A 24,537-nucleotide genomic window follows, 5' to 3' on the forward strand; every position below is an offset into this window, starting at 1 on the left:
AGGTCTCAGGTCTCAGGTCTCAGGTCTCAGGTCTCAGGTCTCAGGTCTCAGGTCTCAGGTCTCAGGTCTCAGGTCTCAGGTCTCAGGTCTCAGGTCTCAGGTCTCAGGACTTGGCTCTCGGGATTTGTGCTTCGGCTATCCGGCCTCGTGCTCCAGCTCTCCGGCATCACCACCTCACCTTCCACCCCGGTCCGCTCCCGCAACCTCAGCCGTCCCCTCTCACCCCCAACCACCCCCACTTCCACTTGCCCCCGACCTCCCGGAATGCCACACCCGCGCCCATGCTGGACCTGCAGGACATCGAAGCCCTCTTCACCCGCACCGACGGGCATTATTTCTTCGCCCGCTGGGGCCGTCCCATCGCGCCGATCGTCTTCGGGGTCGAGGACCAGACCCTCTCGACCGTCAAGGGCGCCTTCGAGGCGGTCACCGCGCTCGCAGGCCACCAGATGGCCGAGACCGACCTGGAGCTTGGCGCCAACACCATGGTCTTCTTCCTGCGCGACTGGGAGGAGCTGCGCGAGGTGCCCGACCTCGACCGGCTGATCGACGGGCTGGGCCCGCTCCTCGACCGGCTGCAGGAAGCCGAGGCCAACCAGTACCGGGTCTTCCGCTTCGACGCCGAGGGCGCGATCCGGGCCTGCTTCATCTTCCTGCGCATGGATGCGGAGCTCTCGAAGGTGCCGGCCGAGACGCTGGCGCTCTCGCAGGTGGCGCAGTCGATCCTGCTCTGGTCCGACCAGGCCTTCCGCGAACGCGCGCCGCTCGGCCGGCTCGAGGATGGCCGCGTGGTCCTGCGCCCCGAGATCGCGGGCCTGATCCGCGCCGCCTACGACCCGGTGATGCCGGCGGTGGCGCAGGATGCCTCGCATGCGCTGCGCCTGCACGCCCGGCTGAGCGCCGAGCCGCCGCAAAGCTGAGCGCGCCCGCGCCGGCCAGAGCCGACCAGCCAGACCCCAAGCCCAGGAGAGCCCCATGGACCACAGCTTCCCGATCCGGGTCTACTACGAAGACACCGACATGGCGGGCATCGTCTATTACGCCAACTACCTGCGCTACATCGAACGCGCGCGCTCGGACTGGGTGCGGGCGCTGGGCGTGGACCAGAACGCCATGCGCGAGCGCGACGGCGTGGTCTTCGTCGTCCGCCGGGTCGAGGCCGATTACCTCGCGCCCGCGAAGTTCGACGACGAGCTGACGGTGCGGACCTCCACGACCTCGGTCAGCGGCGCGCGGCTCAACATGCACCAGGAGGTCTGGCGCGGCGAGACGCTCCTGTTCCAGGCCGAGGTGCTGGTGGTCTGCGTCACCGAAGCGGGCGGGCCGGCGCGGCTGCCGGCGAATATCCGCCAAAAACTGCACTGAGGCGCGGCGAAGCCCTGCTTTCACCCTAATGTGTTGGCCTCGACAGGCGACATGGCGTATTCCTGCCTGTAAAGGCGGCCCGGACAAGAGGCCGCACGGCAGAGAAGAGCAGGCTAATGGAAACGGAAACTCTCGCGCTGGCGCAGGAGATTGATTTCTCCATGTGGGCGCTTTTCGCTCGGGCCACCCTGACGGTGAAGCTGGTCATGCTGGCGCTGATCATCGCCAGCTTCTGGTCCTGGTCGATCATCATCCAGCGGGTGATCTCCTACCGCGCCGCCCGGCGCGAGGCGGATCGCTTCGACCGCGCCTTCTGGTCGGGGGAGCCCCTCGACGAATTGTTCGACAAGATCGGCATGGACCCCTCGGGCCGCTCCGAGCGGGTCTTCGCAGCGGGCATGATGGAATGGCGCCGCTCGCACCGCGACGACGGCAACCTGATCGCCGGGGCCCAGGCGCGGATCGACCGCTCCATGGACGTGGCCATCCAGAAGGAATCCGAAGAGCTGCAGGGCGGCCTCGGGGTGCTGGCCACGGTCGGCTCGGTCTCGCCCTTCGTGGGGCTTTTCGGCACGGTCTGGGGCATCATGCATGCCTTCATCGAGATCGCCCAGCAGCAGAACACCAACCTCGCGGTGGTCGCGCCGGGCATCGCCGAGGCGCTTCTCGCGACCGGGCTGGGCCTGCTCGCGGCGATCCCGGCGGTGATCTACTACAACAAGCTCTCGGCCGATGCCGAGCGGCTGATCTCGGGCTACGAGGCCTTCGCCGACGAGTTCTCGACCATCCTGTCGCGCCAGCTGGACAGCTGACCCATGGCCGGCGGGATCATGAAACAGGGTGGCGGAAGCGGCGGCAGCCGCAGGCGGCGGCGCCGCTCGGGCCGCGCCCAGCCGATGTCCGAGATCAACATCACGCCTTTCGTCGACGTGATGCTGGTGCTGCTGATCATCTTCATGGTCGCGGCCCCGCTGCTGACCGTGGGCGTGCCGGTGGAACTGCCGAAGACCGCGGCCACGGCGCTGCCCTCGGACAACGAGGAGCCGCTGACCGTGACCATCGACGCCGAGGGCGGCGTTACCATCCAGACCACCGAGGTGCCGCGCGACGAGCTGGTCGGCCGGCTGCGCGCCATCGCCGAGGAGCGCGCCGACGACCGCGTCTACCTGCGCGCCGACGGCGGGGTCTCCTACGAGACGGTGGCCCAGGTCATGGGGGCGCTGAACGCCGGCGGTTTCGGCTCGATCGGTCTGGTGACCGACATCGGCGGGCCGGGGCTCGACAGGGCGGGGAACTGAGGGGCGGCGCGTGAACACGGGTCAGGTCATCTCGGGTACGGCGCATCTGGCTTTGGTGCTCTGGGTGCTGTTCGGCGGGGTCTTCCGGCCGAACCCGGACCCGGTGCGCTTCCAGGACGTGGCGGTCCTTTCCGAAGAGGATTTCGCCGCGCTGAGCCGGCCCTCGCAGCCGCCAGAGGCGGCCGAGGACGTCGCCGCGCCGCCCGCGCCCGAGACCGGTGAGGCGCCGCCGCCGAGCCCCGCGCCCGAGCGCGCGCCGAGCCCGCAGTCGCGCCCCGAGCCCGCGCCGGCCCCCGAGCCCGCGCCCGAGACGGCGCCCGCGCCGGTCCCCGAGCCGCCCGCGCCCGAGGCCGAGGTCAGCGACGGTGCGCCCGAGTTGACCCCGCCGGCGCCCGAGACGCCCGCCCCCGAGATCGCCGAGACCCCGACGCCGGACCCCGCGCCGCGGGTCGCGCCCGAGCCCGTGGCCCCGCCCGAGCCCGACACCACCATCGCCGAGGAGGCCCAGGAAAGCGTCGCGCCGGACGCCGAGGCGCCCGAGACCTCGGAGAGCGAGGCGCGCGAGGCCACCGCCCCCGAGGCGGCCTCGACCGAGATCGTGACCGAGGCCGAGGAGCCCGCCCGAGCCCCCGATGCCTCGATGCGGCCGCGCACCCGTCCGAACCGGCCCGCGCCGGTCAGCGAGCCCGAGCCCGAGGTCGAGACGGCACAGGCCGATCCCGCGCCCGAGCCCGAGCCGCAGCCGGACCCGCAGCCCGAACCGGAGCCGGAACCGGCCCCCGAGCCGGAGCCCGAGCCCGAACCCGCCCCGGAGCCCGAGCCCGCCCCTGAACCCGAACCCGAGACCTCCAGCCCCTCGGGCGTCGAGGACGCCCTGGCCGAGGCGCTCGGCGGCGGCACCACCGATCCCGACCCCGCGCTGCCCACCGGCCCGCCGCTCACCGGCGGCGAGAAGGACGCCCTGCGCGTCGCCGTGCAGCAATGCTGGGTCGTCGACGTCGGCAGCCAGGCCGCCAATGTCACCGTGGTCGTCGGCATGCGCATGGAGGAAAGCGGCCGCGTGGTCAGCGACTCGCTGCGCATGATCGAGGCCTCGGGCGGCGACGGCCAGGCCGCGCAGACCGCCTTCCAGGCCGCCCGCCGCGCGATCCTGCGCTGCCAGGGCGACGGCTTCCCGCTGCCGGTCGAGAAATACGCCCAGTGGCGCGAGATCGAGATGGTCTTCGACCCCTCCGGCATGAGGCTGCGGTAATGGGCGGCCTCGCGTCTTTGTCTGTTTTGTGTGGGGAGCGGGGCGGCTATGGTCGCCCCGACCCCGGTTCCCCGAGGAAAGGCACGCTGATGAACCCGCTTCTCTCCTGCCTCGTCGCGCTGGCGCTGGCGCTATTCGTCGCCCCGGCCACGGCCCAGGCCCAGGACGGGCCGCTGAGGATCGAGATCACCGAAGGGGTGGTCGAACCCTTGCCCTTCGCCGCGCCGACCTTCGTCGCCGAAAGCGGCGCCGCGCAGCAATACGCCCAGGAAATCACCCAGGTGGTGCGCGACGACCTGACCGGCACGGGGTTGTTCCGGCAGATCTCCTCGGATGCCTTCATCAGCCAGATCACCAGCTTCGAAAGCCCGGTGCAGTTCGCCGACTGGCGGGCGATCAACGCCCAGGCGCTGATCACCGGGGCGGTCTCGGTCGACGGGGCGGGGCGCGTGGTGGTGAAGTTCCGCGTCTACGACGTCTTCGCGGGCACCGAGCTCGGCCAGGGCATGCAGTTCGCCGGCCAGACCGACGGGCTGCGCCGCATGGGCCACAAGGTCGCCGACCAGGTCTACAGCCGGATCACCGGCGAGGGCGGCTATTTCGACAGCCGCGTGGTCTTCGTCTCGGAGAGCGGGCCCAAGGGCAACCGCGCCAAGCGGCTGGCGATCATGGATTACGACGGGGCGAACCTGCAGTATCTGACCGACAGCTCGGCGCTGGTCCTGGCGCCGCGCTTCTCGCCCTCGGGCGACCGGGTGATCTACACCAGCTACGCCACCGGCGACCCGCGGGTGCACGTCCTCGACGTGGGCTCGGTGCAAAGCCGCATCCTGCCCGCGCAATCGGGCACCATGAGCTTCGCGCCGCGCTTCTCGCCGAACGGGCAGCGGCTGCTCTACTCGGCGACCAATGGCGCCAATACCGACATCTACGCCTCCGAGATCGCCACCGGGCAGACCACGCAGCTGACCTCGGCGCCCTCGATCGAGACCGCGCCCTCCTTCTCGCCGGACGGCAGCCAGATCGTCTTCGAGAGCGACCGCTCGGGAACCCAGCAGCTTTACGTGATGCCCGCGGGCGGCGGCGAGGCGACGCGCATCTCCTTCGGCGAGGGGCGCTACGGCACGCCCGTCTGGTCGCCGCGCGGCGATCTCATCGCCTTCACCAAGCAGAACGCCGGGCGCTTCCACATCGGCGTGATGCGCACCGACGGCTCCGAGGAGCGGCTGCTGACGGCCTCCTTCCTCGACGAGAGCCCGACCTGGGCGCCGAACGGCCGGGTCCTGATGTTCAGCCGCGAGACCCAGGGCGAAAGCGGCGCCTCGGCGCTTTATTCGGTCGACATCTCGGGGCGCAACCTCAAGCGGGTCTCGACGCCCGCGGGCGGCTCGGACCCCAACTGGGGCCCGCTGCAATAGACCGGACGCGGCCTCTGGCCGCGGCGATTCACCCGTGCCGCGCTTTGTGTTAGCGTCGGCGCAACCAAGAGCAGGACGAGAGACATGGGCAAGATCACGACAGTCATGATGCTGGTGGGGGCGCTCGCCGTGGCGGGCTGCACCAATGCCAACCGCTTCGGCGATGGCGGCGCAGGCGGCGCGGGCGGCATGGGCGCCGGTGCGGGCGCCGGCGCCGTGGTGCCGGGCAGCGCCAACGATCCGGCCTCGCCGGCCTATTTCAACCAGACCATCGGCGACCGGGTGCTGTTCGCCGTCGACCAGTCGACGCTGAGCCCCGAGGCGCAGCAGACCCTGCAGCAGCAGGCGCAATGGCTGATGTCGAACCCCGCCTACCAGGGCCGTATCGAAGGCCATGCCGACGAACAGGGCACCCGCGAATACAACCTCGCGCTCGGCGCGCGCCGCGCCAACGCGGTGATGGAATACCTGGTGGCCCAGGGCGTCGCCCAGAGCCGGCTGACCTTCGTCTCCTACGGCAAGGAGCGCCCGATCGAGATCTGCTCGACCGAGGCCTGCTACATGAAGAACCGCCGGGCGGTGACCGTCATCGCGGCGGCCGGGGTGAGCTGATCCGATGATCCGCGCGACGCTGCTTTCCCTCGCCCTCCTGGCCGCGCCCATGGCCGGCCAGGCGCAGGGCGCCGACACGCTGGCCGACATCCGCCAGGACATCCAGGTGCTCACGGTCGAGCTGCAGAAGCTCAAGCGCGAGCTCTCGACGACCTCCGGTTCGGACGTGCAGGTCGGCGGCGGCACCATCGACCGGGTGAACGCCATCGAGGCCGAGCTGCAGCGGCTGACCTCGCGCACCGAGGAACTGACCAACCGCATCGACCGGGTGGTCTCGGACGGCTCGAACCGGATCGGCGATCTGCAGTTCCGGCTTTGCGAGCTGGAAGAGGGCTGCGACATCGGCGCGCTGGGCGACACCCCGCCCCTGGGCGGCACCGCGCCCGCGACCGGTGGCGCGGGTTCGGACTCGGGTGGCCTCAGCGGCGTGCCCACCGACGGCACCGCCACGCCCGAGGACATCGAGGCCGGGCCGTCAGACAGCGCCGGTGCCGAGGCCGGGCAGGGCGCGGGCGAGGGCGGCCTGCCGGTGACCGGCGGCGCCCAGCTCGCCGCCGCCGAGGAGGCTGATTTCCGCGCCGCCCAGGCGCAGCTCGAAGAGGGCGACTGGCAGGGTGCGGCCCAGGCCTTCGCCGACTTCCGCCAGACCTATCCCGGCGGGCCGCTCGACAGCGCGGCGCTGCTGGGCCGGGGCCGCGCGCTCGAGGAGATGGGCGACACCCGCGAGGCCTCGCGCGCCTATCTCGACGCCTGGAACCTCTATCCCGAGGCCCGCACCGCGCCCGAGGCGCTGTTCCTCCTGGGCCGCGGGCTCGGGCGGCTCGGCTCCACCCAGGAGGCCTGCGTGACCCTGGCTGAGGTTTCGACCCGCTATCCCGGCTCCGAGGCGGTGACCCGCGCCTCCGAGGAACGCGCCGCGCTCGGCTGCCAGTGACCGAGACACCCGCGCTCGACGCCCGTTTCGCTGCCGCGATGGGGCAGCTTCTCGGCCCGGACTTCCCCGCGGAGATCGGGCTGGCGGTGTCGGGCGGGGGCGACAGCATGGCCATGCTGGCCCTGGCGCACAACTGGACCCGCGCCTGGGGCGTCGGGCTGCGGGTGGTCACCGTGGATCACGGGCTGCGCCCCGAGGCCGCCGACGAGGCGCGGCTCGTGGCCGAGGAATGCCGCCAGCTCGGCTGGCCGCACGACATCCTGCGCTGGGACGGCTGGGACGGCCAGGGCAACCTGCAGGACGCCGCCCGCCGCGCCCGGCTGGGCCTCATCGACCAGTGGCGCGGACGGATGCGCGACGTGCTGTTTGCCCATACCGCCGACGACCAGGCCGAGACGCTGCTGATGCGGCTGCGGCGCGGCTCTGGGGTGGACGGGCTTTCGGCCATGGCGCCCGCGCGGCAGGTCGGCGGCATGCGCATCCTGCGCCCGCTCCTGCAGGAACGCCGCGAGACGCTGCGCTTTCACCTGCGGGTGCTGCGGGTGCCTTTCGCCGAGGATCCGTCCAACGAGGATCAGCGCTTCGAACGGGTGCGGATGCGGCGGCTGCTCACCGAGCTCGAGGCCGAGGGCCTGAGCCCCGAGGGCCTGAACGCCACCGCCGCCCGCATGGCGCGGGCGCGCCAGGCGCTGAGGGCCCGGGCGGCGGATGTCGCCGACCGCATCGGCGCCGAGACCTGGGGGCAGGTCACGCTCGACCGCGACGGCTTCGCGGCGGTGGAACGCGAAACCCAGATGCGGCTTCTCGCGGGTGCCCTGCAATATGTCGCGGGCGCGGGCTACCGGCCCCGCGCCGAGGCGCTGGAGGCGCTGCTCGACGGCTGCCTCGGCGGCAAGGGCGGCACGCTCGGCGGCGCGGCGGTGCGGGTCGAGGACGACACCCTGCGCATCCTGCGCGAGGCCGCCGCGCTGGAAGGCGTCACCGCCGAGGTCGGCGACGGCAGCCTTTGGGACGGGCGCTGGCACCTCGAGGGCGCGGGGCTCGAGGGGCTCACCGTGCGGATGCTCGGCCCGCGCGGCTGGGCGCAGATCACCGACAAACCCGCCGGGGGCCCGCGCTTTCACGACGCATTGGCCCTGCCGGCGATCTTCGACAAGGAGCGGCTGGTCGCCTGCGCCGCTCTCAACCATGGACCCGCCCATGCCTGCCGGCTGGAAGGCCCGGCCCGGGACCTCCCGGCGTTCCTTCTGTCGCATTGAACGGCGGGGTCACAACCTTATGTAACTCGGGGCGCGGCCGTGCTACAGCCGCGCAAACGTTTCACAGGAGATGTTCCTTTGGGCAACGCGCGTAATATCGCTTTCTGGGTCGTGCTCTTTCTGCTCGTCCTGGCGCTCTTCAACCTGTTCTCCGGCGGCAACGCGACGCTGCAGAGCCGCGAGTCGACCTACACGGAGTTCGTGCAGGCCGTGGAGGACCAGTCGGTCGCCTCGGTGACGATCGACGGCGAGCAGGTCCGCTACCGGACCAGCGAGGGCACCGACTTCGTGACGGTCAAGCCCGAGGACGCCGAGGTCACCGGCCTGTTGATCGAGAACAACGTGCCGGTGCGCGCCGAGCCGCAGGAACAATCGGGCTTCCAGTCCTTCCTGATCTCGCTCCTGCCCTTCCTGCTGCTGATCGGCGTCTGGATCTACTTCATGAACCGGATGCAGGGCGGCGGCCGCGGCGGCGCCATGGGCTTCGGCAAGTCCAAGGCCAAGATGCTGACCGAGAAGCATGGCCGGGTCACCTTCGACGACGTCGCGGGCATCGACGAGGCCAAGGAAGAGCTCGAGGAAATCGTCGAGTTCCTGCGCAACCCGCAGAAGTTCTCGCGCCTCGGCGGCAAGATCCCCAAGGGCGCGCTGCTGGTCGGCCCCCCGGGCACCGGTAAGACGCTTCTGGCGCGCGCCATCGCGGGCGAGGCGGGCGTGCCCTTCTTCACCATCTCGGGCTCGGACTTCGTGGAGATGTTCGTGGGTGTAGGCGCCTCCCGGGTGCGCGACATGTTCGAACAGGCCAAGAAGAACGCCCCCTGCATCGTCTTCATCGACGAGATCGACGCCGTGGGCCGCAACCGCGGCTCGGGCTACGGCGGCGGCAACGACGAACGCGAGCAGACGCTGAACCAGCTCCTGGTCGAGATGGACGGCTTCGAATCGAACGAGGGCGTGATCATCATCGCCGCGACCAACCGGCGCGACGTGCTCGACCCCGCGCTCCTGCGTCCGGGCCGCTTCGACCGGCAGATCACCGTGCCGAACCCCGACATCAAGGGCCGCGAGAAGATCCTCGGCGTGCATGCCCGCAAGACCCCGCTCGGCCCCGACGTGGATCTGCGCATCATCGCGCGCGGCACGCCCGGCTTCTCGGGCGCGGATCTCGCCAACCTCGTCAACGAGGCGGCGCTCATGGCCGCGCGTGTCGGCCGGCGTTTCGTGACCATGGTCGATTTCGAGAACGCCAAGGACAAGGTGATGATGGGCTCGGAGCGCCGCTCCATGGTGCTCACCGGCGAGCAGAAGGAAAAGACCGCCTACCACGAGGCGGGCCATGCCATCGTCGGCCTGACGCTGCCGCAGTGCGACCCGGTCTACAAGGCGACGATCATCCCGCGCGGCGGGGCGCTGGGCATGGTGGTCTCGCTGCCCGAGATCGACCGGCTGAACTGGCACAAGTCCGAATGCGAGGAAAAGCTCGCCATGACCATGGCCGGCAAGGCGGCCGAGATCATCAAGTATGGCGAAGGCAACGTCTCGAACGGCCCGGCGGGCGACATCCAGCAGGCCAGCGCGCTGGCCCGCGCCATGGTGCTGCGCTGGGGCATGTCGGACAAGATCGGCAACATCGACTACTCCGAGGCCCACGAAGGCTACCAGGGCAATACCGCCGGTCTCTCGGTCTCGGCCCATACCAAGGAGCTGATCGAGGACGAGGTGCGCCGCTTCATCCAGGAAGCCTATGAGCGCGCCTACCAGATCCTCACCGACCGCAACGAGGAATGGGACCGCCTGGCGCAGGGGCTTCTCGAGTACGAGACCCTCACCGGCGAGGAGATCCAGCGCGTGATCAAGGGCGAGCCGCCGCATTCCAGCGACGACGACGCCGGAAACGCGCCGCAGGAGGACAAACCATCGGTGGTGGCGATTCCCAAGACCAAGCCCAAGTCCAAGCCCTCGGGCGACATGGAGCCTGAGCCCTCGGCATGAGCTCGACGCGGACCACGGCGGATTGGGACCCCGGGACCTACCACAGGTTCCGGGGTCATCGTCTCCGCCCCGCGCTGGACCTCTTGCGCGCCATCGGGCCTTTGCCCGCGGGCGATGTGATCGACCTGGGCTGCGGCTCGGGCACCGTCGGCCCGGCACTCGGGCAATTGCGCCGCCGCCTGGTCGGCGTCGACACCAGCCCGGCCATGCTGGACTACGCCGAGCGCACCGGCTCCTACGCCTCGACCGAGGAGCTGGACCTGGCGAACTGGCGGGCCGAGACCCCGCCGGCGCTGATCTTCTCCAACGCCGCGCTGCACTGGGTGGGCGACCATGCCACGCTCCTGCCGCGGCTTGCGGAAATGCTGGCCCCGGGCGGCGTCCTCGCGGTGCAGATGCCGAACCAGAACCGCGCGCCCTCGCATCGGCTCTGGCTGCAGATCGCCGACGAGCTCTTCCCCAACCGCATCGACCGCAGCCGCCTGCCGGGCGTCATGCTGCCCGCCGAATACCACCGGCTCCTGCGCGGGCTGGGGCAGGTGACGCTCTGGGAGACCGAGTATTACCAGGACCTCGCCCCCGACGCCGAGGGCCACCCGGTGCGGCGCTTCACCGAGGCGACCTTTGCCCGGCCGATCCTCGCGGCGCTCTCCAGCGACGAACAGAACCGGCTGATCGCGGAATACGAACGCGCCATCGGCAAGGCCTATCCCGAGGCTGCGGACGGGGCGGTGCTCTTTCCCTTCCGGCGGCTCTTCTTCACCCTGCAGGTCTAGGCGCATGCCCGCGCTGCTGCCCACCGGGCTGTCGGCCCGCATCACCTGGCTTGGCCGCGTCACCGCGGAGACCCGGCGCATCCGCTCGGAGCCTGTGCAAGAGATCGCGCTGGGCTGGGAGGGCATCCCCGGCGACACCCATGCCGGCTTCAACCGGCCCTCCTGCTCGCGGCTGAAGGCGCAATATCCGCGCGGCACCGAGATCCGCAACGTCCGCCAGCTCTCGCTCCTTTCCGCCGAGGAGATCGCCGAGACCGCCGCCGAAATGGGGCTGCCCGCGCTCGACCCCGAATGGCTCGGGGCCTCGTTGGTCGTGGAGGGGCTGTCGGACCTGTCGCATCTGCCGCCCTCGTCGCGGCTGCAGCTCGAGGACGGCGGCATGCTGGTCGTGGACATGCAGAACCGGCCCTGCCAGCTGCCCGCCCGCGAGATCGCCGAGGACCACCCCGAGGAGGCCAAGGCCTTCCGCCGGGCGGCCTCGGGCCGGCGTGGCGTCACCGCCTGGGTCGAGCGGCCGGGCTGCCTGCGCCTCGGCGGCGCGCTGACGCTGCATGTGCCCGACCAGCGCGCCTGGCGCGGGGGCGCGCCGGGGGCGGAGCGCGGGGCCTAGCGCGATTGGCGCTGGGCGCGGGCCAGAGCCCGGAGCCTGGTCCGCCCAGGCCCGCGCCTTAACGGGTCGGAACCGGCGTCTCGCCCCGGTAGTCGTAGAAGCCGCGCTGGGTCTTGCGGCCGAGCCAGCCCGCCTCGACGTATTTCGACAGGAGCGGGCAGGGGCGATACTTGCTGTCGCCGAGCCCGTCGTGCAGCACGTTCATGATCGCCAGGCAGGTGTCGAGCCCGATGAAATCCGCCAGCGCCAGCGGCCCCATCGGGTGGTTGGCGCCGAGCTTCATCGCCTCATCGATGGAGCTGACGTTGCCGACGCCCTCGAGCAGCGTGTAGACCGCCTCGTTGATCATCGGCATCAGGATGCGGTTCACGATGAAGGCGGGGAAATCCTCGGCCGAGGCGGCGGTCTTGCCCAGCTTCTCGACCACCGCGAGGCAGGCCTCGTAGGTCTCGCGGTCGGTGGCGATGCCGCGGATCAGCTCCACCAGGCTCATCACCGGCACCGGGTTCATGAAGTGGAAGCCCATGAACTTCTCGGGCCGGTCGGTGCGGCTCGCAAGCCGGGTGATCGAGATCGAGGAGGTGTTCGAGGTCAGGATGGTGTCGGGCCCCAGCGCCGGCACCAGGGTCTCGAAGATCTTGGTCTTGATCTCCTCGCGCTCGGTCGCGGCCTCGATCACCAGGTCGGTGCGGCCGAGGTCGGTCAGCGTCTCGGTGGTGGCGATCCGGCTCAGCGCGGCGTCGCGGTCCTCGGCGCTGATCTTCTCGCGGCTGACCTGCCGGTCGAGGTTGCGGGTGATCGTCGCGACGGCCTGTTCGAGCGCCTCGCCGCTGATGTCGTTGAGCAGCACGTCATAGCCGGCCACCGCCATCACATGCGCGATGCCGTTGCCCATCTGTCCCGCGCCGACGACGCCGACGGTCTTGATTTCCATGGCCTGCCTTTCCGTTGTCCGGGCGAAGATACGCCCCGTCATCACCGGATCACAAGGCGTGCGCAACCCGGATTCCCGCGCCCCGGCCGGCATTAACCGATCGGAAAGGCGAATCGGTCAGCCTCGGTGCCGGGTGAGCTTGTTTTGGGGATGAAAATGGACAACACCGTTTTTCGGTGCGGGCTGGATTATGCGCCGTGCCATTATGGAACTAGCCGCGTCGCCTTTCGCGGACCGAAACCTGCGCTGACGGGGGGCTATGTCGCCTGCCTCGGCGGATCCGAGACCTTCGGACGCTTCCTGGCGCGGCCCTTCGCCGCCCAGCTCTCGGACCGGCTGGGCCGGCCCTGCCTGAACCTCGGTCAGATCAATGCCGGCCTGGACCTCTATCTCGGCGATGCCGAGGTGCAGCGCCTCGCCGACGGGGCCGAGGCCGTGGTCCTGCAGGTTGTCGGCGCGGCCAACCTCTCGAACCGCTACTACCGGGTGCATCCGCGCCGGAACGACCGGTTCCTGACCGCCTCGCCGGAGCTGCGCGCGCTTTATCCCGAGGTGGATTTCGCGCTGATCAGCTTCGTCGGCGCGCTGATCGCCAAGCTGATCGAGACCGACGCCGCGCGTTTCGCGCTGGTGCAGGCCGAGCTGCAGGCGGTCTGGGCGCGGCGCATGGCGCGGCTCATCGCCCGCATCGCGGCACCGGTCTGGCTGCTCTGGCTCTCCGAGGCCCCGCCGCCCGAGCGCGCCCGCGCAGGTATGGCCGGGCTCTGCGAGCCGGCCTTTGTGACCCGCTCGATGCTCGAGGCGCTGGCCCCGGGCGTGGCCGGGATGATCGAGGTGCTCGAGCCCGCCGCGGCCCATGACACCGCCGGCATGGTCTTCTCCGCCGCCGAGATGCCGCTGGCACGGCGTTCCTTCAGCCTCGGCGCCCACGCCCGCTCCGCCCAGGCGCTGGCCGGGGCGATCGACATGGCGATGGCGGCCTGAGGACAGGGCAGGTCTGGACGGGGGAGGGCGCCGGGAGGCGCCCTTTTTCGTGCAGGGTGCGGCGTTTTTTGGGGAGTGCTGGGTGGAGCCCTTAGGGCTCCCACCTCCACCCCTCGCAACAGAGGGCGCGCGGCGGACCGGGGGCCGGCGCTGCTGACCTCTGAGCAGGGCGCTTTATCCACGCAAGGTCTGGATTAGAGGGGAGCTAAGCACGCCATCCGAAGGAGCGCCGGCCCATCGGGCCGGTCCGGCGCGCGCCCGGCACCTTCGGTGCTGTTCGGGCGCAAGAAGGGACGGCTGTGCTGGGTGGTTCTGCGAGTTCCGGTGCGGGGGCGCTGGCGGAATTGTCAGGCCGGGGGAGAGCCAACGGCGGGCACCTCACGGCCTGCCTATGAACCTCACTGTCCCACAAGCGCACCTCACCGGCCCGCCTATGAACCTCTCTGACCCACAAGCGCACCTCACCGGCCTGCCTATGAACCTCACTGTCCCACAAACGCACCTCACCCCTCGCCAACCAACCTCACCGACGCGCCAACCAACCTCACCACTCCCCCAACAAAAAAGGCCCGCCGTTCCCCGGCGGGCCTCTCTCATTCGTCCCAAACGAACGCCCTTCAGCGCCCGCGGAACCCTCACAGCTTCTCGGTCAGCTCCGGGACCAGCTCGAAGAGGTCGCCCACCAGGCCGTAGTCGGCGACCTGGAAGATCGGCGCTTCCTCGTCCTTGTTGATCGCCACGATGACCTTGCTGTCCTTCATCCCCGCGAGGTGCTGGATCGCGCCGGAGATGCCGACGGCGACATAAAGGTCGGGCGCCACCACCTTGCCGGTCTGGCCGACCTGCCAGTCGTTCGGCGCGAAGCCCGAATCGACCGCGGCGCGGGAGGCGCCGACCGCCGCGCCGAGCTTGTCGGCGAGCTTCTCGATGATCGCGAAGTTCTCCTCGGAGCCGACGCCGCGGCCGCCGGAGACCACGATGCCCGCCGAGGTCAGCTCGGGCCGGTCGCTCTCGGCCATCTTGTCCTCGACCCATTCGGAGACCGCCGGGTCCTCGCCCTTGGCGACATCCTCGAGCGCGGCCGCGGCCTGGTCGCCCGCCGCCTCGAAGGTCGAGGTCCGGATCGTCAGAACCTTGGTCGCATCGGCGGATTTCACCGTCTGCACGGCGTTGCCGGCGTAGATCGGGCGCTCAAAGGTGTCGGCGTCGACCACGCCGGTCACATCGGTCAGCACCATGACATCCAGGAGTGCGGCGACCCGCGGCAGGATGTTCTTGGCATCGGTCGTCGCCGGTGCCGCGATATGGCTGTAATCGCCCGCGAGCGACACGATCAGCGCCGCGACCGGCTCGGCCAGGCGGTGGCCGTAAAGCGCATCCTCGGCGACCAGCACCTTGGCGACGCCCTCGATGGTGGCGGCTTCCTCGGCGGCGGCCTTGGCCGATGCGCCCACGGCCAGCAGCGTCACGTCACCCAGGTCACGGGCGGAGGTCACGGCCTTGGCGGTCGCGTCGCGCGACAGGTGTCCGTCGTTGATTTCGGCAAGCAGAAGAACGGCCATTACACGACCCCCTTGTCTTTCAGCTTCGTCACCAGCTCGTCAACCGAGCCCACCATCTCGCCGGCGGCGCGCTCCGGCGGCTCGGAGGTCTTCACCACCTCGAGGCGCGGGCTGGCGTCGACGCCGTAGTCCTCGGGGGTCTTCTCCTCGAGCGGCTTCTTCTTCGCCTTCATGATGTTCGGCAGCGAGGCGTAGCGCGGCTCGTTGAGGCGCAGGTCGGTGGTCACGATGGCGGGCAGCTTGACCTTGATGGTCTGCAGGCCGCCGTCGACCTCGCGCGCCACGGTGGCGTGGTCGCCCTCGATGTCGAGCGTGTTGGCATTGGTCGCCTGCGCCCAGCCGGTCAGCGCCGCCAGCATCTGGCCGGTGGCGTTGAGATCGTTGTCGATGGCCTGCTTGCCGCAGATCACCAGGCCGGGCTCTTCCTCGGCGATCACCTTGGAGAGGATCTTGGCCACGGCGAGCGGCTCGATGTCCTGGTGCACGTCGTCGGCGGCGGTCACCAGGATGGCGCGGTCGGCGCCCATGGCGAGGCCGGTGCGCAGGGTTTCCTGCGCCTGCTTCACGCCGATCGAGACCACAATGACCTCCTCGGCCTTGCCGGCCTCCTTCAGGCGGATCGCCTCTTCCACGGCGATCTCGTCGAAGGGGTTCATCGACATCTTGACGTTGGCGAGGTCGACACCCGTGCCATCCGCCTTCACGCGGACCTTCACGTTGTAGTCGATCACCCGTTTGACAGGCACGAGTACCTTCATCGGCGTGCTCTCCCTTGGATCGGGCATGCCGCGGGGGACATGCCTTGATGAATTTCATCAGAGGTGTAGCGTGCCGATGCCGCCTTCAACAGGGGGAAATCGACGCATCTCCTGCGCGGAACGTCGCGTTTTTCGGCCCTGTTGGGCGCTAACCTTGCGTCAGACGCAAGAATCAATCGCAGATGCGCCTGAGCGCCCGCCACTCAGCCTGGCTCAGGAGCGGGCGCGGGGAATAGCCCCCGGGCACTGCCGCCTCGGCCGCGGCGATGCGGTCGGCGAGGTCGGGATGGGACATGAAATGCGCCATGATCTCGGGCGGCTCGCCGTCGAGATCGCGGAAGGTGTCGAACATCCGCCCCAGCGCCGCGGGCGAGAGCCCGGCGTTCAAGAGCATCTCGTGGGCATAGGCATCGGCTCCGGTCTCGGCGGCCTGGCTGTATTGCGCCTCGATCAGCTGATTGGCGAGAAACAGCACCGCGGCCCCCCCGGCGAAATCGCCGAAGATCAACCCCAGGACCCCGATCGAGCCCGCCGAGCGCAGGGCGTGGCGGGTCGGGTCGCGGCTGACCACATGGCCGACCTCATGGGCGAGGACGGCGGCGACCTCCTCGGCGCTGCCGGCCTCTTCGAGGAGCCCGCGGAACAGCACCACGAAGCCGCCGGGCAGGGCGAAGGCATTGACCATCTCGTGGTCGAGCACATGCACCGAGAGCTCCTGCGGCAGCTCGGTGCCCAAGGCCAGCCGGTCGCGGATGGTGTCGAGCGCGTCCCGGCCCTCGGGGGCCTCGCAGAAGGCGACGGGCTCGAAATCCTCCGACAGCGCGCCGCGGATCTGCTCGAGCGTGACCTCGCCCAGGGCGCGCTCGCCCTCGGGCGGGATGAACCGCGCGAGCTGGTCGGCCATGAGCGGCACCAGGACGAAGATGATCAGCGCGACCGAGGCCAGCGCGCCCGCGGCCCAGGCGGCGATCACCTTGCGGTTGCCCACCGGCGCGCGGCGGCGGCGGTCGGGCAGATGCGGCACCAGGCTGCGGTCGGTCATTACCAGCCGCGCCAGGGGATCGTCGGCGCGGTGGAAGATCACCAGGTCGCCGCCGGCGGTGTCCGGCAGCTCGCGGATCTCGGACAGGGGCCAGCGCAGGGTGCGCCCCGCGACCTCGAAGACCAGCGCCTTGAGCGGCAGGTCGATGGCGAGGGTGACGGGATGCGGCATCGCCGTCTCGCCGTCGTAATAGGTGGCGGGGGCGGAGAAGGGCTCGGGCTCGGGGCCGACGCGGATGATCGTGTCGCGGCTCATGGGCGGGCCCTCCGGGTGGCGGGATGCGCCCGGCGGGGAGCGGGGCAGGGGCTTGGGGCGGCGTCATGGGCACTTTGGGCGATCGGGCAGGCGCCTTGCTTGGTGCGGGAGGCCCTCAAGGTGGCGGAGCGGGTCCGGTGCGCCGTGGGGCGGGCCGCCCCAGCGGCACGACCGACCGCCGTCACAACGGCGGGGCGGAAGGCCCGGGCCCACCTCACAGCGAGGCCCCCACGTCCAGCGCCTCGGCAAAGCCCTCGGCCTGATGCGCCTCGTCGCGCGGGCGCTGGCGCACGGCCGAAAGCCCTTGCGGCTCGGCCACGCCCAGGTGCAGCGCGTAGTGGCGCAGGATCGGCAGGGTCACGAAGACCTGCCGGAAGGCGCCCCAGAGCAAGAAGATCGAGAAATAGAGCGCCACCGACAGCGCGATCAGTGCCGCGTCGGGCAGGCCGGTCAGCAGCGTCGCGGCCTCGCCCAGTTCCAGCTCGTCGATCAGCGCCAGGGCCTGCACGCCGAGGAGCGCCGCGCCCAGCAGCGCCAAGGGCACCGAGACCAGCACCACGGTGACCAGGTAGCCGAGCCCGGTGATCACCATGACCCGGAAGGCGCTGGGATCGAAGGTCAGCCGCGCCCCGCCGAGGCGCTTGTGCTCGGTCAGGCGGCGCAGCGTCTCGACCCGGTAGTAGACCAGCCCGTAGAGCCCCGCGACCAGCGCTCCGACCATCAGCGGCGCGCCGAGCGGCAGCCCGGAATAGAGGCTCGCGGTGGCGCAGAGCCCCAGGACAAGCGCCAGCACGATCCAGCGCAGCGCCGGCAGAAGCATGGTCCAGCGGCCCTCCTGGACCATGCGCTCATCGCCGAAGAAGGTCCGGTCGGTCTTGTATTTCTCGAGCCAGAAGGTCATCCGCGGCCAGAGAAGGCCAAGGCTCAGAAGCGTCAGGAGCCAGTGCCAGAGCGCCCGTGCCGCATAGCCCCAGGCGCCGGGTTCGAGCCCGAAGCGCAAGCCGCGCCAGCGGGTGCGCGCCAGGATGTAGCGCCGCGCGCGATACTGGGCGTAGAACCACAGCGGCACCACGCCCAGAAGGCTCAGGGCATAGGCCGCGGCATTGCCCTGGAAGAGTGAGAAGCTGAGGAACATCAGCACCAGGTTCACCAGCCCGATGTAGAAGGCCAGGATCACCACCGCCACGAGGAAGCCAAGAAGCTTCTCCCAGGGGTCGCCGACATATTCGAGGGGGTGGCCGCCGGGCCGGATCGCCGACCAGTACCAGCGGCGCAGGCGGGTCTTCATCCAGAAGCGGTAAAGCCCGAGGGTCAGGACGGTCAGCGCGCCGGTGCGGAGCGCCAACCAGAAGAGCGCCCCGCGCCGGCCCGAGAAGCCGGTCGCGAGGGCGGGGTCGCCGTCAGTTGAAGCGGTTGTCGCGGGGGAAGCCCCGGGGGGCCATCCGTCCGGCGCTGGCCCGCTTGGCGATCCATTCGTCAAGCTCGGGGCGTTCGACGCTGCGAGTGCGGCCTGCGGGGTCGAACCACGAGAGGCCCTGCGCCAGGGTGAAGGTCTTCGCATCCGACAATCCCCCGTCCTTGTATTTCTGCAGCCGCACGCCCTTGCCGCGGGCCATCTCGGGCAGCTCCTCGAGCGCGAAGACCAGGACCTTGCGGTTCTCGCCCACGACCGCGACCGCATCGCCCGAGACCGGGGTCACGACCCGGGCCGAGACCTCGCCGCGCAGGTTCAGCACCTGCTTGCCGGCGCGGGTCTGGGCGACGATCTCCTCTTCGGGCACGACGAAGCCGTCGCCTGCCGAGGAGGCCACCAGCAGTTTCTGGCCGGGGCGGTGAATGCGGATGTCGAGGATCTCGGCCTCGTTCGGCAGATCCACCGAAAGGCGCAGGGGCTCGCCCATGCCGCGCCCGCCGGGCAGGTTGGCGGCGGCGAGCGTGTAGACCCGTCCGTTGGTCGCGAAGACCAGGAGCCGGTCGGTCGTCTCGGCGTGGAAGGTGAAGCGCGGGCCGTCGCCGTCCTTGAACTTCAGCTCGCGGTTCAGGTCGATATGGCCGGTCAGGGCGCGGATCCAGCCCATCTGCGAGCAGACCACGGTGATCGGCTCGCGGTCGATCATCGCCTCGATCGGCACGTCCTCGACGGTGCCGGCCTCGGCGAAATCGCTGCGTCGGGCGCCGCCGGCGTAATCCTTGCCGAAGGTCTTCTTGGTCTCGCGCAGCTGGTCGGCGATGCGGCCCCATTGCAGGCTCTCGCTGTCGAGCAGGTCCTCGAGGCCGGCGCGCTCTTCCATCAGCCGGTCGCGTTCGGCCACCAGCTCCAGCTCCTCGAGGCGGCGCAGGGAGCGCAGGCGCATGTTGAGGATCGCCTCGGCCTGCACCTCGGTCAGCCCGACCTCGGCATCGCCGCGGGCCGGCGCCGGCGAGACGTAATCCGACTCGTCGTTGGCGCGGACATGGTCGCGGCCCCAGTCCTCGCGGCACAGCGCGGCCTTGGGGTCGGCGTCGTAGCGGATGATGTCGATCACCCGGTCGAGGTTGAGGAAGGCCACGATCAGCCCCTCGAGCACCTCGAGCCGGTGGTCGATCTTCTCCATCCGGTGCTGCGAGCGCCGGATCAGCACCTCGCGGCGGAAGTCGAGGAAGGCGCGCAGCACCTCCTTGAGCGAGCAGACCTGCGGCGTCACCCCGTCGATCAGCACGTTCATGTTGAGGCTGAACTTCACCTCCAGGTCGGAGTTCTTGAACAGCATCCCCATGAGGATCTCGGGGTCGACGTTCTTCGACCGCGGCTCGAGGACCATGCGGATGTCCTCGGCGCTCTCGTCGCGGATGTCGGCGAGGATCGGCACCTTCTTGGTCTGGATCAGCTCGGCCAGCCGTTCGACCAGCTTGGACTTCTGCACCTGGTAGGGGATCTCGGTCACCACCACCTGCCACTGGCCACGGTCGAGCTTCTCGACCTGCCACTTGGCGCGCAGCCGGAAGGAGCCGCGTCCGGTGCGATAGGCCTCGGCGATGCTCTCGCGCGGCTCGACGATGGTGCCGCCGGTGGGGAAGTCGGGCCCGGGGATGTAATTCAGAAGCGTGTCGTCGCGGGCGTCCGGCGTCTTGATCAGATGCAGGCAGGCGTCGACCAGCTCGGAGATGTTGTGCGGCGGGATATTGGTCGCCATGCCCACCGCGATACCGCTCGCGCCATTGGCCAGCAGGTTCGGGAAGGTCGCGGGCAGCACCACCGGCTCGGTCAGCGTGCCGTCGTAATTCGCCCGGTAGTCCACCGCGTTCTCGTTCAGCCCGTCGAGCATGGCCTCGGCCACCACGGTCAGCCGCGCCTCGGTGTAGCGCGAGGCCGCCGGGTTGTCGCCGTCGATATTGCCGAAGTTGCCCTGGCCGTCGACCAGCGGGTAGCGCACCGCGAAGTCCTGCGCGAGCCGCGCCATGGCGTCGTAGATCGCCGCGTCGCCATGGGGGTGATAATTGCCCATCACGTCGCCCGAGATCTTCGCCGATTTGCGGAAGCCCCCCGAGGAGGAAAGGCGAAGTTCCCGCATGGCAAAGAGAATCCGCCGATGCACCGGCTTCAGCCCGTCGCGCGCATCCGGCAGGGCGCGGTTCATGATCGTCGAGAGCGCATAGGTCAGGTAGCGCTCGCCGATCGCCCGCCTCAGCGGTTCGGCCACGTTTCTGTCGTTCATATTGGGGTCGAGCGCGTCGTCATCCATAAATCCTGTGATACCGCCGCCAAGCGGCACCGGCAAGCAAGGAGCGGCCCGCAGCGCGGAACCTTTTTGATGTCTTTCTGGTTAAGGAATTGCTCTCAGCGGGATCTCGCCGACATCTGCCGACGGCGGTGATCTCAAAATTTCAAACCATCTGGGGAGGGTCCCGTGACCCGGTTCATTCTGCTGACATTCGCTTTTCTTGGTTGGACCTATTGGGAGATGTCCGGGGGCGCGGACTTCCAGCCCGGAGACCGCCAGCTGGCCCAGCAGCAGACAAGCGCGGGCGGGATGATCGCAGCCGCCGAGGCCGGCGCGCCCGAGGTGTCGCGCGCCGCGACCGGCGCGGCGGAGCTGACGCGGATTTCCGCCTCGGCCGCGCAGGCCAGCGCCGAGCCCGCCGTGGCGCGGACCTCTGATGCCGCGGAGGCCGGCGGCACCGCCGAGGTGCAATTCGCGAGCTTCGAGATGCCCGCTGAGCCTGCGCCCGCGCCGCGCCCGCGCGCCGAGGAAGGCTGGACCCAGACCGACGCGCTGGCGCTGACCCGCCGCGACCCGAGCCGCGCCCTGCCGGGCCCGAGCGCCGGCACCCGCGTGACCTCGACCGAGGAGATGACCCCCAGCCGCGACCTGCGCCGCGTTGACGGCAGCCGCGTGAACCTGCGCCAGGGCCCGGGCACCCGCCATTCGGTGCTAACCCAGCTTTCCGAGGGCCAGGAGGTCGAGGTCCTGCGCCAGGAGGGCGGCTGGCTGAAGCTGCGCGTGGTCGAGACCAGCCGCATCGGCTGGATGGCGGACTACCTGGTGACCGCCGCGCGCTGAGCGCGGCACCGCCCGGACGGCCCCCAAGCCCCGTTGTCTCCGCGCCGCCGAGCCGCCAGAAGGGAGCCATGTCACAGCCCCGCTCGCTTCTCATCACCGGCGCCTCCAGCGGCATCGGTCTCGACGCCGCCCGGCGCCTCGCCGCCGAGGGCTGGCAGGTCTTCGCCGCCTGCCGCAAACCCGAGGATTGCGCCGCCCGCGAGGCCGAGGGGCTCGCCGCCCCGCGCATCGACTACGAGGACCCCGCGACCTTCGCCCCGGCGCTGAAAGAGGTGCTCGCCGCCACCGGCGGCACCCTCGACGCGGTCTTCCACAACGGCGCCTATGCGATTCCCGCCCCGCTCGAGGACGTGCCGCAGGCGGGCATGGAGGCGATCTTCCAGGCCAATTTCCTTGGCTGGCACGGGCTCACCCGCGAGATCCTGCCCGTCATGCGGGCGCAGGGGCACGGGCGCATCGTGCTCAATTCCTCGGTCCTGGGGCTGGTGGGCGTGAAATGGCGCGGCGCCTATTGCGCGACCAAGTTCGCGCTCGAAGGCTGGGCCGACGTGCTGCGCCTCGAGATGGCGCCCGAGAACATCCACGTCAGCCTGATCGAGCCCGGCCCGATCCGCAGCCGCTTCCGCGAGAACGCGATCCGCGAGTTCGAACGCTGGGTCGACTGGCGCGCCTCGCCGCGCGCCGGGCAATACCGCGAAAGCCTGCTCGACCAGCTCTACAAGGGCTCGGGCGGCAACCGCTTCGAGCTCGGCCCCGAGGCGGTCACCGAGAAGCTGCGCGCCGCGCTGACCCAGTCCCGGCCGAAACCGCGCTATTATGTCACCACGCCGACCCATGCCATGGGCGCGCTCCGGCGGTTCCTGCCCACGCGGGCGCTGGACCGGGTGCTCGACAAGGGGTGAGGGCTCGGCGCAGTGTGGACATCGCGGCGCGCGGGCCTAGGTCTCGGCGCCGAGAAGTTCCGCCGTCCGAACCGCGAGGGGTGCCCCATGCTCAACGATCCGCTTTTCATCATTACCGCCATCGTCATGCTTGCCGTGGTGGTGATCCTGCTGGTCGGCATCGGCGGTTTCGCCAAGGGCGGAGAGTTCAACCGGAAACATGCCAACAAGGTCATGCGTCTGAGGATCGCCGCGCAGTTCGTGGCGGTGCTCCTGATCCTGCTCTTCGTCTGGCTGCAACGCGGAGGCTGAGCCCCATGGTCGTGCTGAACAAGATCTACACCCGCACCGGCGACGCCGGGGAAACCGCGCTGGGCGACGGCAGCCGGATCGCCAAGCATTCGCCGCGCGTGGCGGCCTACGGCACGGTCGACGAGCTGAACGCCGTGGTCGGCGTGGCGCGTCTGCACGCCGAGGACGCGCTCTCCGAACAGCTCTCGCGCATCCAGAACGACCTTTTCGACCTGGGCGCCGATCTCTGCCGGCCCGACATGCACCGCGACGAGGAGGCGGGCCACCCGGTCCTGCGCATGATGCCCTCGCAGACCGAGCGGCTCGAGACCGAGATCGACGCGATGAACCAGCGGCTGGAGCCGCTGCGGAGCTTCATCCTGCCCGGCGGCACGCCGCTCGCCGCGCATCTGCACCAGTGCCGCACCGTGGCCCGCCGCGCCGAGCGCAAGGCCATCGAGCTGGCCGCCGTGGAGGGCGTGAACGAGGCGGCGGTGACCTATCTCAACCGGCTCTCCGACTGGTTCTTCGTCGCCGCACGGATCGCCAATGACGAGGGCCGCGCCGACGTGCTCTGGAAGCCCGGCGCCAACCGGTAAGAACGGCGGCGCGCTGGCCCGCGCCGGGGCGTGCCGCATCGGGCGGGCTGAGGTCCGCCCGGTTCGACCATTCAGCCGTATGTCGCGCATCGATCCGACCCCGCCCCGCGACGACCCAGACGGCACGCGCCTCACGGCTCGAACGCCCCTCGAAGCCCATGTGCCCGGCGACACCCGAGCCCCCCGTCATTGCCCCCTCCCGGCCCATTCGCTAAGGATCGTGCGGAGCACAATCCGAGAGGTCCGCGCGCCGTGACGATCCGTTTCCTTCCCGCATTCGCCCTCTGCGCCCTCCTGGCCGCCTGCGCCGACGGGGCGCGCGAGCTGCGCCAGCCGGTGGAGCCGATCGGCGATTTCAAGATGGGCCATGGCATCGTGGTCGCCCCGAACATCGTGAAGGGCCCGGCCTCGCGCGACGCCATCGACGAGGAGTGGATCGAGGCCGTCGACGCCGCCATCGAGGAGCGCTTCCGCCGCTATCAGGGCGACGCCTTCTATCACCTCGGCATCTCGGTCGAGGGCTATGTCCTCGCGCAGCCAGGCATCCCGCTGGTCTTCTCGCCCAAATCGGTGCTGATCGTGAACGTGACGGTCTTCGAGGACGCCACGGGCCGCAAGCTTAACGAGGAGGCCAAGCAACTCACCGCGCTCGAGGCGCCCTCGGCCGAGACCATCGTCGGCTCGGGCGTGACCCAGAGCAAGGCCGAGCAGATGGAGAATCTCTCCAAGAACATCGCGCTGGTGATCGAAAGCTGGATGCGCAAGGAGATGCGCGCGCAGGGCTGGTTCGGCGGCCCCGAGGCGGGCCGCCCGGTGAGCCCTGCCGCCCCCGCCGACGCCCCCGAGGCCCCGGCAGAGCAGGGCTCGGACCCCGCCGCCGCGGCGGTCTTCGCGCCCGCCGATGAGCCGGAGGTCACCGCTCCCGGCGGCTGAGCCGAACATCGGCTTGATTTTCCCGCGCCGAGACAATATCCCGCCCGCGATGCGAACCGGGCCGGTTCTGGCCCCTTTGAAACACGAGGCGTCTGACAAGATGGCAAAGGAAAAGTTCGACCGCTCGAAGCCGCACTGCAACATCGGCACGATTGGTCACGTTGACCACGGCAAGACCACGCTGACCGCGGCGATCACCAAGTATTTCGGCGACTTCCGCGCCTATGACCAGATCGACGGC

25 protein-coding genes are annotated in these 24,537 nt (G+C 70.1%); 19 read left to right on the forward strand and 6 right to left on the reverse strand.

From position 1 onward, the window contains the following. The first annotated feature begins 281 nt into the window (after positions 1-281). The 12 genes from ACX938_RS17490 to ACX938_RS17545 all read left to right on the forward strand — a co-directional run bounded on the left by ACX938_RS17490 (position 282) and on the right by ACX938_RS17545 (position 11,516). Positions 282-920: a hypothetical protein gene (locus ACX938_RS17490; protein ID WP_459432004.1), complete on the forward strand. Its 639-nt coding sequence runs from the start codon at positions 282-284 to the stop codon at positions 918-920. Positions 921-975: 55 nt separating this feature from the next. Continuing rightward, complete coding sequence (gene ybgC, locus ACX938_RS17495) at positions 976-1,365, forward strand: tol-pal system-associated acyl-CoA thioesterase (protein ID WP_232755256.1); 390 nt, start codon at positions 976-978, stop codon at positions 1,363-1,365. Between the two features lie 116 nt (positions 1,366-1,481). Continuing rightward, a complete protein-coding gene (tolQ, locus tag ACX938_RS17500) occupies positions 1,482-2,177 on the forward strand; it encodes a protein TolQ (RefSeq protein ID WP_232755255.1) in 696 nt (231 codons plus the stop codon). Positions 2,178-2,180: 3 nt separating this feature from the next. Further along, positions 2,181-2,663, forward strand: coding sequence for a protein TolR (gene tolR / locus ACX938_RS17505; RefSeq protein ID WP_232755254.1), 483 nt, complete (start codon positions 2,181-2,183; stop codon positions 2,661-2,663). Between the two features lie 10 nt (positions 2,664-2,673). Next, entirely contained in the window at positions 2,674-3,915 is a 1,242-nt protein-coding gene (locus ACX938_RS17510; RefSeq protein WP_459432005.1) for a cell envelope biogenesis protein TolA, read from the forward strand. 89 nt (positions 3,916-4,004) lie between these two features. Beyond that, positions 4,005-5,333, forward strand: coding sequence for a Tol-Pal system beta propeller repeat protein TolB (gene tolB / locus ACX938_RS17515; protein ID WP_459432006.1), 1,329 nt, complete (start codon positions 4,005-4,007; stop codon positions 5,331-5,333). A gap of 84 nt (positions 5,334-5,417) precedes the next feature. Further along, entirely contained in the window at positions 5,418-5,945 is a 528-nt protein-coding gene (gene pal / locus ACX938_RS17520; RefSeq protein WP_232755251.1) for a peptidoglycan-associated lipoprotein Pal, read from the forward strand. A 4-nt stretch (positions 5,946-5,949) separates the two neighbouring features. Beyond that, on the forward strand, positions 5,950-6,879 hold the full coding sequence (locus ACX938_RS17525) for a tetratricopeptide repeat protein (RefSeq protein WP_459432007.1): 930 nt from the start codon (positions 5,950-5,952) through the stop codon (positions 6,877-6,879). Further along, complete coding sequence (gene tilS, locus ACX938_RS17530) at positions 6,876-8,138, forward strand: tRNA lysidine(34) synthetase TilS (protein ID WP_459432008.1); 1,263 nt, start codon at positions 6,876-6,878, stop codon at positions 8,136-8,138. Before ACX938_RS17525 ends, tilS begins: the two co-directional genes overlap by 4 nt. A gap of 78 nt (positions 8,139-8,216) precedes the next feature. Then, the gene (gene ftsH / locus ACX938_RS17535; RefSeq protein WP_232755248.1) at positions 8,217-10,130 is read left to right on the forward strand and encodes an ATP-dependent zinc metalloprotease FtsH; all 1,914 of its coding nucleotides are present in this window, start codon (positions 8,217-8,219) and stop codon (positions 10,128-10,130) included. Then, complete coding sequence (locus tag ACX938_RS17540; RefSeq protein WP_459432009.1) at positions 10,127-10,906, forward strand: methyltransferase domain-containing protein; 780 nt, start codon at positions 10,127-10,129, stop codon at positions 10,904-10,906. The genes ftsH and ACX938_RS17540 overlap by 4 nt, the downstream gene beginning before the upstream one ends. Before the next feature lie 4 nt (positions 10,907-10,910). Continuing rightward, positions 10,911-11,516 carry an MOSC domain-containing protein gene (locus ACX938_RS17545; protein WP_459432010.1) on the forward strand — a complete coding sequence of 202 codons (606 nt, stop codon included), beginning with the start codon at positions 10,911-10,913 and terminating at the stop codon, positions 11,514-11,516. A 58-nt stretch (positions 11,517-11,574) separates the two neighbouring features. Here the strand turns inward: ACX938_RS17545 and ACX938_RS17550 are convergent, their stop codons facing one another. Further along, on the reverse strand, positions 11,575-12,450 hold the full coding sequence (locus tag ACX938_RS17550; protein ID WP_232755245.1) for a 3-hydroxybutyryl-CoA dehydrogenase: 876 nt from the start codon (positions 12,448-12,450) through the stop codon (positions 11,575-11,577). A gap of 156 nt (positions 12,451-12,606) precedes the next feature. On the opposite strand from ACX938_RS17550, the gene ACX938_RS17555 reads away from it, so the two are divergent. After that, entirely contained in the window at positions 12,607-13,434 is an 828-nt protein-coding gene (locus ACX938_RS17555) for a DUF6473 family protein (protein WP_459432011.1), read from the forward strand. Positions 13,435-14,069: 635 nt separating this feature from the next. Here ACX938_RS17555 and ACX938_RS17560 read toward each other — a convergent pair. The 5 genes from ACX938_RS17560 to ACX938_RS17580 form a co-directional block, all read right to left on the reverse strand. After that, on the reverse strand, positions 14,070-14,996 hold the full coding sequence (locus ACX938_RS17560) for an electron transfer flavoprotein subunit alpha/FixB family protein (RefSeq protein ID WP_459432012.1): 927 nt from the start codon (positions 14,994-14,996) through the stop codon (positions 14,070-14,072). Beyond that, the gene (locus ACX938_RS17565; RefSeq protein WP_232755242.1) at positions 14,996-15,754 is read right to left on the reverse strand and encodes an electron transfer flavoprotein subunit beta/FixA family protein; all 759 of its coding nucleotides are present in this window, start codon (positions 15,752-15,754) and stop codon (positions 14,996-14,998) included. Before ACX938_RS17565 ends, ACX938_RS17560 begins: the two co-directional genes overlap by 1 nt. A 172-nt stretch (positions 15,755-15,926) precedes the next feature. Further along, positions 15,927-17,051 carry a M48 family metallopeptidase gene (locus ACX938_RS17570; protein WP_459432013.1) on the reverse strand — a complete coding sequence of 375 codons (1,125 nt, stop codon included), beginning with the start codon at positions 17,049-17,051 and terminating at the stop codon, positions 15,927-15,929. Between the two features lie 214 nt (positions 17,052-17,265). Then, a complete protein-coding gene (locus ACX938_RS17575; protein WP_459432014.1) occupies positions 17,266-18,531 on the reverse strand; it encodes a DUF898 family protein in 1,266 nt (421 codons plus the stop codon). Beyond that, positions 18,452-20,773 carry a DNA topoisomerase IV subunit A gene (locus tag ACX938_RS17580; protein WP_459432015.1) on the reverse strand — a complete coding sequence of 774 codons (2,322 nt, stop codon included), beginning with the start codon at positions 20,771-20,773 and terminating at the stop codon, positions 18,452-18,454. The genes ACX938_RS17575 and ACX938_RS17580 overlap by 80 nt, the downstream gene beginning before the upstream one ends. Before the next feature lie 165 nt (positions 20,774-20,938). On the opposite strand from ACX938_RS17580, the gene ACX938_RS17585 reads away from it, so the two are divergent. The 6 genes from ACX938_RS17585 to ACX938_RS17610 form a co-directional block, all read left to right on the forward strand. After that, positions 20,939-21,592, forward strand: a complete 654-nt coding sequence (locus ACX938_RS17585) for an SH3 domain-containing protein (protein WP_459432016.1) — start codon at positions 20,939-20,941, stop codon at positions 21,590-21,592. Between the two features lie 68 nt (positions 21,593-21,660). Beyond that, positions 21,661-22,494 carry an SDR family NAD(P)-dependent oxidoreductase gene (locus ACX938_RS17590; protein ID WP_459432017.1) on the forward strand — a complete coding sequence of 278 codons (834 nt, stop codon included), beginning with the start codon at positions 21,661-21,663 and terminating at the stop codon, positions 22,492-22,494. Between the two features lie 87 nt (positions 22,495-22,581). Beyond that, positions 22,582-22,785, forward strand: coding sequence for a twin transmembrane helix small protein (locus ACX938_RS17595; protein WP_232755236.1), 204 nt, complete (start codon positions 22,582-22,584; stop codon positions 22,783-22,785). A gap of 5 nt (positions 22,786-22,790) precedes the next feature. After that, positions 22,791-23,363 (forward strand): cob(I)yrinic acid a,c-diamide adenosyltransferase, encoded by a 573-nt coding sequence (locus ACX938_RS17600; protein ID WP_232755235.1) that lies wholly within the window; start codon positions 22,791-22,793, stop codon positions 23,361-23,363. A gap of 252 nt (positions 23,364-23,615) precedes the next feature. Next, the gene (locus tag ACX938_RS17605) at positions 23,616-24,296 is read left to right on the forward strand and encodes a hypothetical protein (RefSeq protein WP_459432018.1); all 681 of its coding nucleotides are present in this window, start codon (positions 23,616-23,618) and stop codon (positions 24,294-24,296) included. 100 nt (positions 24,297-24,396) lie between these two features. Then, on the forward strand, positions 24,397-24,537 hold a 141-nt coding region (locus ACX938_RS17610; RefSeq protein ID WP_459431743.1), incomplete at its 3' end, for a GTP-binding protein.

Source organism: Roseivivax sp. (assembly GCF_054552075.1).